This is a genomic window from Paenibacillus rhizosphaerae (assembly GCF_014192015.1).
Taxonomy (GTDB): Bacteria; Bacillota; Bacilli; order Paenibacillales; family Paenibacillaceae; genus Paenibacillus_AQ; species Paenibacillus_AQ rhizosphaerae.
Map to the genome: position 1 here is coordinate 38864 of NZ_JACHXJ010000006.1, position 14423 is coordinate 53286.

The window sequence follows — 14423 nt, forward strand, 5'->3', positions numbered from 1 at the left end:
CCGCTTTCATCGTAACGCTTTTGAAAGCGGTTCAAAACGTGCATTCATCGGCAATTTGGCGTCTTTTTGTTTGAAGTTTCATGCGGGGTGTCAAACTGTCCGGTCCGATTCACCTTTTTGCACGGTCCGGAATTGGCTTGGGGTCTGACCCGTACATCGCTTGAACCATTTGCTGAAATATTTGCTGTCGCCAAGCCCCGTCCGCTCGGCGATATCCTGCATCGTCAGGTCCGTATCCCGCAGCAGCCCCTGGGCCAGCCGGAGCTTCCGCTTGTATTGGAACGCGATAAAGCTGTCGCCGACCGTCTTTTTGAACAGGATGGAAAAATGGCTGCGGCTGAGTCCGACCTCTTCCGCCAGCTCGCTCGCCGACCAGTCGGAACCGGGCTGCTCATGAAGCAGCTGCACCGCTTTTTGAATCGGCTCAGGCCAATCTCCGCCGGATACCCCGTACGCCCGTTCCAGCTCGGCCTCTTTATGCAGGAAGCGGAACGCTTCCGCGATATTGCTGCTGGGGCCCAAGGGACCCTTGGCGGACCATTTCAGCAGGCCATGGCTGCCTTTGGCTTCGATCAGCAGGCTGTGTGCCGCCTCCTGCAGCCCTTCCGGCACGATCCAATAGCAGGCGTCAGCGCCATAGGGGATTACCGCTTCACTGCCCGAGCTGTGCCTGTCCTGTTTCATCTTCAGCCATTCGGCCCACGGCATGCCGCAGCCCTCCGTCCGGACATGGTACACATGCACGTCCTGGCCGCCGAAACGCCACGCTTCCGCGCGAAGCTGCTCCAGCTCGGCGGGAAATCTTCCGCTGCTGCCGCTGAGCCAGCCGAACAGGAGCGCTTCCAGCTTCTCCCCGTCCAGTGGTGCCGGGGACGGACGCCGCTGAAGCTCCCGCCGCATCTTCTCCAGCAGCCCTTCCAGCTCCTCGTCCTCAAACGCGGTCTTCAGAAGGTATCCCGACGCCCCGAGCTGGATTCCCTGCTGCGCGTATTCAAAGTCCCGGTGGCAGCTGAGCAGGATGATTTTCGTCCGTTCCTCGGCCTCCTTAACCCTGCGCAGCAGCTCGATTCCGTCCATCTCCGGCATCACGATATCGGTAATAATGATGTCCGGGCGGTGTTCTATGAAGGCTTCCCACGCACTCGCCCCGTTGGGCGCGTCGGCCACGACTTCCATGCCGAACCGCTCCCAGGGCACCGTCGTTCTCAGGCCTTTGCGCACGATACTCTCGTCATCGGCGATCAGCACTTTCAAGTTGTTTGCGTTCTCCATCCGGATGCTCCTCCTTTTTGGGCCAGCGAATCAGAATCGATGTTCCCTCTCCCTTGATTGAACGTACCGTAAGCCCGTACCGCGGGCCGAAATGCAGCTTGAATTTCTGATCCGCGTTCCGGACGCCGAGACCTCCGCGGCCGCGGGGCTCGGGATTCGGAGCGAACAGCTGCGCGAGCTTCTCTTCGCTGATGCCGGCCCCGTTGTCTTTTAGCTCCAGCAGCAGTTCTTCCCCCTGCTCCAGGACGCGCAGCTCGATGACGCCGGCCCCGTCGGTAAAACCGTGGAAAAAGATGTTCTCAAACAGCGGCTGCAGCGTCATCCGCGGGATGACAAACCGCTTCAAAGTTTCCTCGCAGTCCAGCTTATACTGGAATACGGCTCCATAACGGATCTCCTGAATCTTCAAAAAATGCCCGATCATCCGCAGCTCCCGCTCCAGCGTGACGAGCTCCTGCGATATATCTAGATTGCCCTCCAGCACCATCGTCAGGTGGTACAGCATCCGGCGGATCTCCTCCGCCCCTTCCAGCCTCGCCTTCCACTGGATCGAGTTCAGCGTATTGAAGAGCAGGTGCGGATTGATCTGATAATGAAACGCCTTCAGCTCCGCCTCCTTCTTGAGGCGCTCGCTTCGCTCCACTTCTTGGACGAGCGACTGCACGCCGCTGACCATCCGGTTGAAGCTGATATCCAGGCTGCCGAGCTCGTCCCGCCCTTCGACCGGAACCCGCGTATCCAGCTTGCCAAAGCTGACCTTCTGCATCGATTCCTTCAGGGCACGGATGCGCCCCGTAAACCGGGACGTAAACAGATAGGCCAGTCCGAAAGCGAGCAGGCAGGACCATACCGCCACGATAAGCGTGTTCGACCGGATGACTCCCGACGACTGGTAAAACGCCTTGGCAGGCAGCCGCGCCTCGATCTTCCAATGGTTGACGGACAGCGTCTTGTCCCAGATGATATCGTTGTCTCTCGGCGTAAAGGATTCCGAGCTTTCGTACACGGTCCGGCCGTCCGGCGCCTGAATCGTAAGATGCGCCTTCGTGTCCTCCTCGAACTGCCGGAACATGCGCAGCAGCTCCCGGGCGTCCTCCTCGATCAGGATCGTGCTGCCGTCCTGGGCGCCGCCCGGGTTCCGGATTGGCACCGCCAGTCCGAGGACCGCCGGGCCGGCTTGCTCTGAGGCGGATATCGCATGGTTCTGCATATAGAAGCCCAGCCAGGAAGGGCCGCTATTCGTGACGGGCACGCTCTTCCAGGCCAGAATACCGGCGAGCTTGCCGACGTCAAGGTTATTTTCGCCGTAATAATAACCCGACGGCGTAATAATATAAATCCCGGCCGTCTGGTCGTTAGCCAGCGACCTCAGGACGGATTCGAAGTCGTTCTTCTCCATAATTTCGCCGTAACTGACCGGCGGGTTGCTTCCGAGGTCCGCATGGGCGGGATCCAGCAAATACGAGTAGATCGTCTGGCTCATCTGTTTCATGCGGCCCAGCATGGAGTCCGACTGCTGCTGCAGCTGGGCCACTGCGTTCTCGCCGTAACGGCCGAACTGGGAATTGACCGTCCTGGCGGACTGGTAATAAGAGAGCGCCCCGAGCGAGAGCAGCGGAATCAGCGTCACAATCAGAAAACATACGAGCAGTTTGGTCCGGATGCTGCGGTAAGCTCCTGCCGGAAGCCAGCGCCGCAGCGGTCCGTGCCGGCGGTGATTCATGGCGGATCCCCTCCTCTTCACGGTAGTCGTCTATCTGCATTCTAGCATGGACGGGCAGGGGACGGAGCCCTTTCGCCGCGCAATTGTTACCGCTTACATAAGTCCGTGGTCAAGCGCCTTGTTTGCGGAAGCCAAGCACCTTCCGAAACGGGAAAAGCACCTCCCCGGTGACTTTTCCAAAAAGTCCCTTCCGAAGAAGTGCATGGTCCCGCTATAGTTCCCCGTATTCGTGCCCGAGGATCAAAAATACGCTCGACGTCCAGGTAAAAGCCCGGTCCCGCAGCCCTTCGCCCGTCAGCGCGTCGAAGTTTTCCGCCATGCCGCTCTTGTTCAGCATACGGCAGAACCGCTGGGCCACCTCTCTGGCGAGCTCCGTATCCCCCGCCGCGGCGACGCCTTCCACGAGCAGCATGGTGGACGGCGCCCAGATCGGCCCCCGCCAGTAGCCGTCGGGCTGGTAATACGGGCTGCAGACGCTTTCGGTCGCCCAGCCGTTGCCGGTGAGAAATCGGTCCTCCTCCCGCAGCCCCTGGAGCAGCGCGGTCCGGACCGCTTCCGGCAGCCGCTTGCCGAGCAGGATCGGCACGAACAGCAGCAGGCTGTCGCCTTGGGAACGCTCATGCGTCCCCGACCGGCATGCCGTGAACCTGCCGTCCTTCCAGAAGTGGCGGAGCATGGCGTCCAGCGTATCCCCGGCAAGGCGGCGCCACCGCGCCGCTTCCTCCGCCTTGCCCAGCAGCCCGGCAATCTCGGTAAGAAGCTCCGCCTGCAGAATCAGGAAGGCGGACAGGTCCGGGCTTTCCACCGGAATGCCGTTATTGAACGCCGTGCTGTTGTCCCAGCCGGAATCGTTGCCGTGATTGTACTGGGGAATGCCGTCGCCATCGCCGTCCCGGTACCGGAACCACCAATCCGTCCATTTGGACAGCGGCCCGTATACTTCCCGAAGCTGCGCTTCGCCGATCCAATCGGTCCGGCGCATCATCCAGCCGAGCGTCCAGCCGTGAATCGGCGGCTTGTTGCAGTTCCACAGCTCATACTTGTCATTGATGAAATCGGGAAGCAGCCCGCTCTCATCCTGCCGGTCGAAAAAGATCATGAACTGGTCCCACGCCAGCTTCGGATCGTGGCGCACCAGCGCCATGGCGTTAAAGCAGTGATCCCAGCTCCATATATTCGTCATCCAGTTCTTCGACATGTACATCGCCGGACGCGTCAGGCGGCCTTCAGCCGGGACGAGGCAAGACCATGTAATGTAAGCCGCCAGTTCCCGTCCTTCCCGCCAGCGATTCGGAACCGCGAGGCTGTGATCCAGCCAGGCCGCAAATTCGGCCTCGGCATCCTTTACCACCGCCTCAAAGGGCTCCCACGCCGGCCGCGGCTCCCACACGGTCCGGAATTCTTCGACGGCGAATTCTGCATCACCCGCGGCTCCGCCTGCCATAAACTCAGCCACGATGCGCGAGCTCTTGATCTTGTCCCAGATCACTTCCATCTTCATGCAGCCGGCGAGACGGGTCAGCATAAACCGGCATTCGTGCGAAAAGCTGTTCACTTCCCAGCTGCCGGGCGCCGCCTCGTAGGCATAATCGTAAGCCGCCGGCTGAAAGGTCAGCCGGATGCCGCAGCCCCGGGTTCGGAAGCGCACGGTGCGGCTGTCCGAAATGCACAGCTCTGCATAAGCACCGCCGTCGAAGGCAGCAAGCTTCACGCTGGCGGGATTGGCTTCGGCCTCGAATGGCAGAAGACCTCCGGCGGCATCCAGCAGCTCGATGTGGAACACCTCACCGAATTTGTCGTCTCCGCCCCGGACGGTGCGCAGGTACAGCCCGGCCGGTCTATTTTTACCCTCAGGCAGCAGCGATACCGCCAGAAACGTCTCTCTGCGGCTGAAGGGCACCACGTTCAGGTCAAAGTTCATGGCTGTTCTCCTCTTATCCAGGAATATAACGCTTTCATTGTAAGCTGCGGCGCCTGGAAGGGAAACGGCCAGGTGTTTCCATGTACCTGCACATTTGTTGGGAACAGCTTTATTTTCCGGGCAGTCGTGTCTTTTTGTCAGGTGGGATGGGGTACGTTTGTTAGATTTGGCAATTTGCCTCCCTTACACGCCCCATTCTTTTCGGGCATCGGCAACCGGTTTCGGCGTCGTTTTGCCCCATGCGTAATGGCCCTTTGGCTTGCGGCCCACCCATCTCTCATCGACAGGCTCCGAAGTAAGCTGATAGCGGGTATCTGAACTGATCCGGTAGCGGTCCGTCGTGTTGTTAAGCGAAGTATGCATCATGTACATGCCGAAAATAATGGCATCGCCCGCTTCGAAAGACGTCGTGGCCCATTGCCCCCCAAACGTATCGACGATCTCCACCGGGTCTTCGGAAAACCAGCCTGTCGCGACATTGTCCCGGTCTACATCCATTTCACCGTACGTTTGCCTTATTTTGCTGAAATGCTGGGAACCCAGGCACATGGCCAACGTTCCGAGCTCAAGTGGCGTGTCTCCGAAAGGAGTCCACATCGTATATACGTTTTTGGTGCCCCTTCCCATATACACGACGTCGTAATGCGCGCCGGTATTTCCGCCATGGGCTACGGCCCGCGGCCATTTATAATCGTATGTCATCGATTTGCCGCCAAGCAGACGGTCAAAAAAATCCAACACCGAAGGATGGTTTACCACATCCAAAAATCGGGGAAAATCCGCCTGCAGCTCTTCCGCGCCGCCGCCCCACATCATGCTGCGGTTGTCTTGGGAAATACGCCCTTCGTTCAGCGGAGCCCCCGGCTCCAATCTGCCCATGGCCTGGAGTTTGCGTAAAAACTCCTCCCTTGCGGATAGCACCCGCTCGCGGTCGTGAAATCCGCGGATCAGCAAGTATCCCTCCTCCGCCAGGCGCAATCTCAGCGCTTCCGTGTCCTCCATAATATCATTGCTGCTGCGCAGCTCGGTCAAATACCGGCTTCCCATCGCTAGCTCCCTCTTACCGATCGTCACGTTCATACCGCTCTCTCCTTTCAAGGTATTCTTCGCATTCCTGCCAGAAGCAGAAGATTCCCCCTCATCATAGCCCCTGCTCCTGGAGAAAGTCGTTAATCGAAACCCGCCACAATTTACGCAAAACCGCACCGGCTGCCTCAATGGTGGTCGCGGCGCTGCTTCGTTCTCCATTCCGATGGAGGACAACCTTCGGTCTTTTTGAACCACAGCGAAAAGGAGTGCAGCTGGGCAAAACCGATCTGCTCGGCTATGGCCTGCATATCCTTGTCGGTCGAGCTGAGAAGCCACTTGGCTTCTTCCAGGCGGCACATCTGCTGATACCGCTTGGGCGTCATGCCGTAAGCTTTGAAAAACCGTTTGCGGAAGCCTTCCTCCGACAGGCCGGCCATCTCTGCGAGGCTGCCGATGACGATCGGGTCCTGAAGATGCCGGCGAATATAATCGCCTGTATGCGATACCGTGAACGACTGCTGGTCCGGGTGGGAATGCTCGTTCAAAAACAGCAGCAGAATTTCGATCCAGGCCAGATCATTTCGGACCGGCTCTTTCAGCGTAGACGAACGGCTCCTCAGCCATTCCCGGAACAGCCGCTCGTAGCGGTCCTGGTCGAGGCGCGATAAGGCAATGAGGCGCGGTTTGCCAAGGACGATCAGCCGCTCGAACAGCTCACGTACGTGCACCGGCAGTCCGTCGGCGAGCACAACCCCGAACCGGATCGGCGTGATCGCATGGAACGAATGCGTGGCTAGGGACGGAATCAGCGCAACATGCCCGGCTTCGACCCGCCTTTCTTCCTGTTCATGGGCAAAGCGCCCGCTTCCTTCCAACACCACGGTGATTTCCAAATCGGGATGGCTCCACTGCCGCTCATCTTCCCAGTCCCTGCCGTGGGTCCCGATAAAACCTCTAATTTCGGGCAAGATTGCTCCACCCTCCTTGTCCGCCAGCTTGGACCAAGCCAAGCGCGTGATGATGATATGTTCACTATACATCAGTTGCGCGGAGGAGCTACAGTCCCAAGCCTTATTGCTTGTCCATTCTTTTTCCGTACCTTAGCTATGGGACATGGTATAATCAGGAAAAGCCATGTGTTATTGGTATATTGTCAGATAAAGGAGGAACGGTTACATGGGATGGTCGGAACTGCGGGCGGTGCCCAATGATTACGATGAGGAGATCCATGCGATCGATGCGCAGCTGATCGAACTGCTTAACCGCCGGAAGGCTCTGGCGAAAGGGCGCCGGTGTTTTCCGCCTAAGGAAGTGATGAAGGAATTCGAGGAGAAATTCGGGGTCAAACCGCCATATCTGAATTGGCTGTTTCAATCGATCAACGGTGGCTTCCACCGCTCGCGACCTGACGGCCCCGGTGAGCTGCAAGGCGTTATGCAAATCCTGAAGACGACAGTGATGGATGGATTCCAGTATGTCATCACCCATGCGATGCAGCATGAGCATGGCAGTATCGTGCATGTCGAAATCAAACAGCTGGAGCATGCGGAGGATTTCACCGATTTTCGCCCACTTCTACAACTGGAAGTCACGAGCCCTAAGGAAGAATACAACGTACAGCGCAGCGGTTCCCGTGGGGGCGGAGGAGCCAGCTCCATGTCCTTCCTCGTCGAACCCCGTCTGCCGGAACATCTGGACGCCGTTCATTTTGCGCTGATCCCGTTTGAAGAGCCTATGGAATTCAGGCGCAGGGAGACTTTTCTCGATCAGGAGGTTCATTTCGAGTAAATGTGCATTCGCGGAAGAATCGCAATTGAATACGCCGGTCCTGAGGAGTACCGAAACAAAGAAGCAGGCAAGTGGCCTGCTTCTTTGTCATGTAACTGAATCTATGGCCGGTAGCGCAGCGTTTGCTCATCCTGTAGTAGATTTCTCGTCAATAGGGATTTAATGCAAGGTGCTCGATGATGGGCCCAAACGCCTCTGCTTCGGTGAAAAAGCGCTCCGTGTCCTCCCCGCAAAATATTGCGGATACCGACAGGCGGAAGATGACCGCCCGTAACAGCATTTCCCGGTAATGACCGTCATCCGGCAGCAGACCTAGATCTGAAAGCGGACATCCCTGCCAGGCAATGCCGTCGCAGACAAGAATCGCTTCGGCATACGCCTCTGGGGCAACCGTCGGGGAAAAGTCGATGATCAGCGGACCGAGCGCCTCATCGAACAGGATGTTCCCGGCCAGATCGGCGTGGATCAGCTGAACGGTATATTCCCCGCTTCTCTTGACCTTTCCGAGCAAACCTGCCAGGAAATCCTTCACGGGGTCAGGGGACCCGGCCGGGAGTCCTTCGGTCTGCCACGCGATCCGGTGGCCATGGGACCAAGGATGGTCCGGCTCCGGAAACCCATCATAAGGTATGGCGGCTAGATCCCGATGGTACAACCGGGCGACCTTAAGCTTTTGTTCCAAGTGACCCTGAACTTCCCTGCCCGGCTCGAAACGGCTGCACGTCCATCCATCGCTGACAAAAGAACCGTTCCGTGCGTGTATCGGTCTGGAAATCCGGTAACCGCGCGGCTGAAGATCATGCATGATGCCAAGCACCCACTCGGCATGCCGGACGTTTTCCGACGGCTTGAGAACCGCGTCCTGTACTTTAACGGTTGTATTTTGCCCGCCTTCGAGAGGAAGCGCCTCCCCTTGAAGCCCGAACGACTTCAGAATCTCCTCAGACAAAAGCATGATCCATCACTCCATTTCTCATAACTTTCCCGTCTTACTAGCTGTATTAATCATGGCCGGAACCATGTTGTTCCAAGCCAATGTTCCTACTCCCCGCATTTCACCAGCCTTCTCCGTTCCTGATCCCAACGCCATTCGGGCTTCGCACCGCTCAGATGGACGCCGCCGTACCACCCGTCAATGCCGCACCGTTCCAGGTAATCCTCACCGCTTAAAACCCGGGTCCCCCATTCCGTGATCTTGACCTTACTGTCCCGGAAAGCCGGAGAAGATCCCGCATAGCCGGGGAAGTCTTCCGCCCCCTCCAGCGTTAACAGCGGACTTGGGCCCTGACAAAGGCTGCGCAGGACATCCCAGTACTGCAGGTCACCCATGCCCAATCCGTGCAGCCGGTCGCCAATTTGCCTGAACAGGTCCAGCGGCGAATGAATCCCTTCGCTTACCTTTTCCAAAGTCATCTGCTCCACGATCCCGAGTCCGTTATAAACAGAAGGGTAGCGGGACAGATGCAGCTCAAATGCCTCCTTCACGAACGGGAGCGCCGAGGTGTCCTCCTCCAAAAGCTGCTGGAGCTTCATCGGATCAGGCGAGGTGTACGCCTCCCAAACCTTGCTCCCCAGCTTCAGCTCTTCCGCTCCGATATGGTGCCAGGTTCCGGATAACGTCTTCATCTGGCTGGCCGATAGCTGGCCGAGTCCGCGGAACAAGCCGACTCCCGGATAATCTCCGATACAGAGCAGATTCAGCTTCGTCCCGCCAAGGGACTGCCGTCCAAACCAGTGCAGCAAATAAGACAGCATCGTCTGGTCGAACAGGTCATGCTCGAACCACAGCACGACTTCGTCATACTGCCGGAAACCGGCCAGCTGCTTCTCCTGGGCTTCGCTGATCCGGATAAACTCATCCGCCGGTATGCCCATGCCTTTCTCAAGATATCCCGCTCGAACCGCACGATTGGCCGGTTCCTCAGGCTCCAGAAATACCGGGCCTTCCGGATATACCTCGCGCCAAACCAGGATGTCCCCTTGAACGACTCCCTGCTTGAGCGTCTCGGCGACCGTATCGCCGTTTACAATATGCAGCATGCGTTTTCCTCCCTCGTGTAAATGCTGGAATACGTGGGCGAAATCGGCGACCGGCAGCGTGCCCCTCAGCTTGCGGCGTGCGTCGAACAGCCGCTTTTTCAGCGTCGTCACCGGCGTTCCCGCATACTCCGAAATTTCCTGCAGACTATACCCGTGAAAATAAAACAGCTGAATCGCCTCCCGCATACCCGGCGATAACGCCTGAACCGAGTCGTAAAGCATCCGGTACAGCTCCTGCCGCGCCACAACCTCTCCGATATCCGGCAGGCCGGGCGCATTCAGTTCCCCCTCCTCCAGTGAGGAAGTCTGCGGCTTTCTGCGGATCAAGCGGTAGCATTGGCGGTGCACAATCGTCCGCAGCCACCCCGGAAAGGCGTCCGCTTCCTGCAGCCGGCTAAGGTGGACGAACGCTTCCGTAAACGCCTCCTGCACCGCCTCCTCCGCCAAATTGTGATCCTGCAGCTTTCCGTATGCGGCTGTATGCGCCATCGCATAATACTGCCGGAAGAGGCGATATAGCGCGTCCCCGTCTCCCTGCCGGGCTTGTTCAATGATCTGCCGCACACCTTCTCTCCTCCCTTTGAACTTGTATTCATCCCTATAGTGCAATATCGGATCCGTAAGGTTACCGAAGCTTCGGAATATTTTTTAAAAAAGCTGAATCTGTTCAGAAAAATTGTTTTAAAGCGGCGTAACTACCGTTTCTTAAAAATATACCTTCTGCCGATCGTTCAGTCGATCGCCTTGGCGATTACGCTGATCGTGCTTGATGCATTTTCGGGAGCAGTTCAAGCGAGACGAAATCAGCGGCCCAAACGATCGAGGCGCCAAGTAAGCAGCAGCACTCCGTTCCCGTCACCCAACGCCCAGGCCCGGAATAGGCTGGTGTATACCATTCAACGATTGGAGCGAACCGCATGCCTCAATACGTACCGCCGGTCACCATCCATACCGTCACCTTTACGGCCCCCGGCACGGTGATCCACTATCCGCAGGTGACCGGGCTCGCCGACAAAACGGCCGAAAACAAAATCAACCACACGATCATCCGTACGATCCAGGACATGCAGCGCGCCCAGCAGGCGGTCCAGACGGGAAGCCAGCCGGAAACGACCGGAAATTTCGAGATCAAAACGAACGAGCGCAGCATTCTCAGTCTGGTGCTGAGCAACTACACCTATTCCACGCCGATGGCGCATGGATACACGATCGCCAAGGGATTGACCTTTTCCATGCAAACGGGGAATACCTACACCTTGTCCAGCCTATTCAAACCGGGCTCCCCCTACCAAGCGGTCCTGACCGCTGCCGTCAAGAAGCAGGTGCAGGACCGGAATCTTCCGGTACTGGATGCGGGGAGCATCACAGTCGCGCCTAACCAGGATTTCTACCTCGCCGACAAGGCGTTGGTGCTCTTTTACCCATTGTACGCGATCACACCCTATTATGTCGGTATTCCGATGTTCCCGATTTCGGTCTATGATCTGCAGGACATCGCCGCTGAAAACGGCCCGCTTACGATACTTGCCGCAGATGTCGTGTGATTGAGCGGCCGCCGTTAACCATTTTCGCAGCCTAAAGTTACCCCCTATCTACAAGCTGGATAACTCCAAAAAAGCAAAGAGCCGCTTCCATATCGTCCGGGAGACGAAGGAACAGCTCTTTTACACGTAAGCCTACGTTCATGGTCACTGTGGTACACGTGGCACACAGCATCCCTCTTACTTGACGCCGTTGTACACAAACGCTTTGATGATATGCTTTTGCGCCAGGAAAAAGGCGGCCAGAATCGGCGCGACCAAAATGACGTTGCCGGCCATCAGGATGTTCCAGGTGCCGCCGCCCTCGACCTCGCGGATTTTGGCGATGCCGATCGGCAGCGTCCGCGCCGTTTCGTTCGTCGTCATGACGAGCGGCCAGAAATAATCGTTCCAGTGCGCGATGAAGCTGAACAGGGCAAACGTCACAAGCACCGGCTTCACCATAGGCACCATGATGCGGATGATGATTTTCCATTCCTTGGCCTGATCCAGGCGGGAAGCCTCCACCAGCTCCTCCGGGATCTGCCGGAACGCCTGCCGGAGCAGGAAGATGCCGAACGCGCTGGACGCGAACGGGAGGATCAGCCCGAGATGGGTGTTCAGCAGCTTGAAGGCGCTCAGCTCCAAATATACCGGCAGAAAGATGAGCTGGGTCGGGATCATGAGCGTCACCATGACCAGGCTGAACAGAAAGCCGGAGCCGACAAACCGGTATCTGGCAAATGCGTACGCAGCCGGAATGATCGTCAGCATCTGCAGCAGCAAAATGCTGACCGAAATGACGGCGCTGTTCGTGATGTAATGCAGGAACGGCCCGGTTTGCCACGCGGAGGCGTAATTGCTCCATACCGGATTCCGGGGAATCCATTCCGGCGGGAAAATCATCGTCTCCGGCAGCGTTTTGAGGGATGTCGAGAGCATCCAGACAAACGGCATGGCAAAGATGAGGACCAGCAGCAGCAGCGCCGCCACGTTCAGCGCCTTCAGCAGCAGGACGGCCGCGGAGCGCACAAGGGCAGGTCTGCCCGGCGCTTCCAGCATGCGTCCTCCGGGAACGGCGACGGTATGCCCGTCAAAGGCACGGTTTGCGGGTTCCACGCGGTTTTCCCCCTTTTTTAAGATCATAGAAGCAGAAGTCGTTACCGGTTAACGGTAATGAACACGGCTGGACAGCAGCCGGAAATAGACGATGGTCAGGATGCCGACGATAAACAGCAGGATCACGCCGGCCGCCGAGGCATACCCGATTTTGAAGAAGCGGAAGCCGGCCTCGTAGATGTAATACACCAGCGTATTGGTCGAGTTGACCGGGCCGCCCTGCGTCATGATCGCGATCGTTTCGAACACCTGGAACGACCCGATCAAATTGATGATGACGAGGAAAAAGATCGTCGGCGACAGCATCGGCAGAATCAGACGCGTGAACGTCGTCCACGGTCTGGAGCGGTCCAGGGAAGCCGCCTCGTATATATCCTGCGGAATGCTCTGCAGCCCCGCGATAAACACGAGCGTGTTATAGCCGAGCCCTTTCCACACGGCCACGATCACCAGGGAGATCAGCGAGGTGCTCGGATGGGACAGCCATTCCAGCTTGCCGAAGCCGAATAGCCCGATCACCCAGTTCAAGAGCCCGTATTCGGGGTCCATCAGCCAGCTCCACAAGAGCGAAATCGATACGAGCGAGATGATATGGGGGCTGAAGATCGCCCCCTGTACCAGGCCGTAGAAGAAGCCGCTGCGGTTCAGCCAGATCGCCATGAACAGGGAGAGTCCGGTCGTCAGCGTAACCGTCAGCACCGTATAAAGGGTCGTGTTCGACAGCACCTGGCGGAAATCCGGCTCCGACAGCAGATCCACGAAGTTCTGGATGCCGACGAACGTTTTTGTCGGGCTGACGAAGTTCCAGTCGAACAGGCTTAAGTACATCATGTAAAAAATCGGGTAGATAAAAAACATGGCAAAGACGATAATTGCCGGCGCGACCATGCTGTACGGGCGCAGCCGTTCCCAGACGGTCATGCTACACCCCTCCTGCTATCAGCTGTCGCGAGGAGGTCTCCTCGTTCGCCGCGCCCGCCGTCTGCATCCGGCTGCCGGTCAGGCTGAAATAATAGAGATGCCCGTGCGGTACGGCGATGCGTACGCGCTCCGCTGTCACCAGCGGCTTCAGAAACGTTTTGACAAAAAACGCTCCCGCCTTGGAACGGATCTGATAGATGTGCTCCGCTCCCAGGCTCTCCCGCGTCAAGATGTCTCCTTCGAGCACAAGCCCTTCCACCGGGGTGTCCGGATTGATCTGTGCATGCTCCGGCCGGAAGCCGACATGGTAGGCTCCGGACTCGGGCAGGACGCGCAGCCCCTTGATGTCGCCGACCTTCATGATGTTCATCGCCGGCGTGCCGATAAACTGGGCGGTGAACAGGTTAGCGGGCTGTTCGTACAGCTTCATCGGCGAGTCCGCCTGCTGGACCGCCCCTTCGTTCATGACGACGATCTCGTCGCCCATGGACATGGCCTCGACCTGATCATGCGTCACGTAGACGAAGGTTGTGCCAAGGCGTTCGTGCAGCTGGATCAGCTCGGTCCGCATCTGGTTCCGCAGCTTCGCGTCCAGGTTGGACAGCGGTTCGTCAAGGATAAACACCTTCGGCTGCTTCACCATCGCCCGGGCGAGCGCCACGCGCTGGCGCTGGCCGCCGGAGAGATTCTGCGGCTTCTTGTCGAGGTAAGGCCCGAGTCCGACGATTTCCGAAATGTCGGAGATCAGTCGCTCCCGCTCCTTGCGGGAGACGCCGCGGTTCTTAAGGCCGAACTCGATATTGCCCCGGACCGTCATGGTCGGGTACAGCGCATAGTTCTGGAACACCATCGCCACGTCCCGCAGGCCGGGCGGCGTGTCGTTCACGCGCTGGCCGTCGATGAGAATATCTCCTGCAGACTGTCTTTCCAGCCCGGCCACCATGCGCAGCGTCGTCGATTTGCCGCAGCCGGACGGCCCGACCAGGACGGTAAACGAACCGTCCCGGATCGTCAGATTGAGGTCCTGAATTACGGTTTCTTCCTTGTATTTCTTGCAAATGCCGATCAGCTCGATTTGGGCCATGCCGAA

Annotated in this window: 12 protein-coding genes; 2 read left to right on the plus strand and 10 right to left on the minus strand. The window is 58.0% G+C overall.

Going from position 1 to position 14423, the window contains the following annotated elements; genetic code table 11:
* Positions 1-90: 90 nt before the first annotated feature.
* The 5 genes from FHS19_RS27990 to FHS19_RS28010 all read right to left on the minus strand — a co-directional run bounded on the left by FHS19_RS27990 (position 91) and on the right by FHS19_RS28010 (position 6913).
* Positions 91-1272, minus strand: coding sequence for a response regulator (locus tag FHS19_RS27990; RefSeq protein ID WP_183585355.1), 1182 nt, complete (start codon positions 1270-1272; stop codon positions 91-93).
* Positions 1232-2995, minus strand: a complete 1764-nt coding sequence (locus FHS19_RS27995) for a cache domain-containing sensor histidine kinase (protein WP_183585357.1) — start codon at positions 2993-2995, stop codon at positions 1232-1234. Before FHS19_RS27995 ends, FHS19_RS27990 begins: the two co-directional genes overlap by 41 nt.
* 211 nt (positions 2996-3206) lie before the next feature.
* Positions 3207-4916 (minus strand): amylo-alpha-1,6-glucosidase, encoded by a 1710-nt coding sequence (locus tag FHS19_RS28000; protein ID WP_183585358.1) that lies wholly within the window; start codon positions 4914-4916, stop codon positions 3207-3209.
* A 183-nt stretch (positions 4917-5099) separates the two neighbouring features.
* Positions 5100-5996: a phytanoyl-CoA dioxygenase family protein gene (locus tag FHS19_RS28005; RefSeq protein ID WP_183585360.1), complete on the minus strand. Its 897-nt coding sequence runs from the start codon at positions 5994-5996 to the stop codon at positions 5100-5102.
* Positions 5997-6130: 134 nt separating this feature from the next.
* Entirely contained in the window at positions 6131-6913 is a 783-nt protein-coding gene (locus FHS19_RS28010; RefSeq protein WP_246426869.1) for a helix-turn-helix transcriptional regulator, read from the minus strand.
* Between the two features lie 208 nt (positions 6914-7121).
* Between FHS19_RS28010 and FHS19_RS28015 the strand changes: the two genes are divergently transcribed.
* A complete protein-coding gene (locus FHS19_RS28015) occupies positions 7122-7733 on the plus strand; it encodes a hypothetical protein (RefSeq protein WP_183585364.1) in 612 nt (203 codons plus the stop codon).
* A gap of 148 nt (positions 7734-7881) precedes the next feature.
* Here FHS19_RS28015 and FHS19_RS28020 read toward each other — a convergent pair whose 3' ends face one another.
* Both FHS19_RS28020 and FHS19_RS28025 read right to left on the minus strand, forming a co-directional pair.
* Entirely contained in the window at positions 7882-8688 is an 807-nt protein-coding gene (locus tag FHS19_RS28020) for an aminoglycoside phosphotransferase/kinase family protein (protein ID WP_183585366.1), read from the minus strand.
* 86 nt (positions 8689-8774) lie between these two features.
* Positions 8775-10337 carry a sigma-70 family RNA polymerase sigma factor gene (locus FHS19_RS28025; protein WP_183585368.1) on the minus strand — a complete coding sequence of 521 codons (1563 nt, stop codon included), beginning with the start codon at positions 10335-10337 and terminating at the stop codon, positions 8775-8777.
* 353 nt (positions 10338-10690) lie between these two features.
* Between FHS19_RS28025 and FHS19_RS28030 the strand changes: the two genes are divergently transcribed.
* Positions 10691-11317, plus strand: coding sequence for a PdaC/RsiV family protein (locus FHS19_RS28030; protein WP_183585371.1), 627 nt, complete (start codon positions 10691-10693; stop codon positions 11315-11317).
* 177 nt (positions 11318-11494) lie between these two features.
* Here the strand turns inward: FHS19_RS28030 and FHS19_RS28035 are convergent, their stop codons facing one another.
* From FHS19_RS28035 to FHS19_RS28045, 3 genes are all read right to left on the minus strand, one after another.
* Complete coding sequence (locus tag FHS19_RS28035) at positions 11495-12355, minus strand: carbohydrate ABC transporter permease (RefSeq protein WP_183586254.1); 861 nt, start codon at positions 12353-12355, stop codon at positions 11495-11497.
* 105 nt (positions 12356-12460) lie between these two features.
* Positions 12461-13333 carry a carbohydrate ABC transporter permease gene (locus FHS19_RS28040; protein WP_076175638.1) on the minus strand — a complete coding sequence of 291 codons (873 nt, stop codon included), beginning with the start codon at positions 13331-13333 and terminating at the stop codon, positions 12461-12463.
* A gap of 1 nt (position 13334) precedes the next feature.
* Positions 13335-14417, minus strand: a complete 1083-nt coding sequence (locus FHS19_RS28045; protein WP_183585373.1) for an ABC transporter ATP-binding protein — start codon at positions 14415-14417, stop codon at positions 13335-13337.
* Positions 14418-14423: the final 6 nt, after the last annotated feature.

Bases quoted from the DNA above. Each gene is read 5' to 3' on its own strand.
- FHS19_RS27990 (WP_183585355.1), bottom strand. From the start codon at position 1,272: ATGGAGAACGCAAACAACTTGAAAGTGCTGATCGCCGATGACGAGAGT.
- FHS19_RS27995 (WP_183585357.1), bottom strand. From the start codon at position 2,995: ATGAATCACCGCCGGCACGGACCGCTGCGGCGCTGGCTTCCGGCAGGA.
- FHS19_RS28000 (WP_183585358.1), bottom strand. From the start codon at position 4,916: ATGAACTTTGACCTGAACGTGGTGCCCTTCAGCCGCAGAGAGACGTTT.
- FHS19_RS28005 (WP_183585360.1), bottom strand. From the start codon at position 5,996: ATGAACGTGACGATCGGTAAGAGGGAGCTAGCGATGGGAAGCCGGTAT.
- FHS19_RS28015 (WP_183585364.1), top strand. From the start codon at position 7,122: ATGGGATGGTCGGAACTGCGGGCGGTGCCCAATGATTACGATGAGGAG.
- FHS19_RS28020 (WP_183585366.1), bottom strand. From the start codon at position 8,688: ATGCTTTTGTCTGAGGAGATTCTGAAGTCGTTCGGGCTTCAAGGGGAG.
- FHS19_RS28030 (WP_183585371.1), top strand. From the start codon at position 10,691: ATGCCTCAATACGTACCGCCGGTCACCATCCATACCGTCACCTTTACG.
- FHS19_RS28035 (WP_183586254.1), bottom strand. From the start codon at position 12,355: ATGCTGGAAGCGCCGGGCAGACCTGCCCTTGTGCGCTCCGCGGCCGTC.
- FHS19_RS28040 (WP_076175638.1), bottom strand. From the start codon at position 13,333: ATGACCGTCTGGGAACGGCTGCGCCCGTACAGCATGGTCGCGCCGGCA.
- FHS19_RS28045 (WP_183585373.1), bottom strand. From the start codon at position 14,417: ATGGCCCAAATCGAGCTGATCGGCATTTGCAAGAAATACAAGGAAGAA.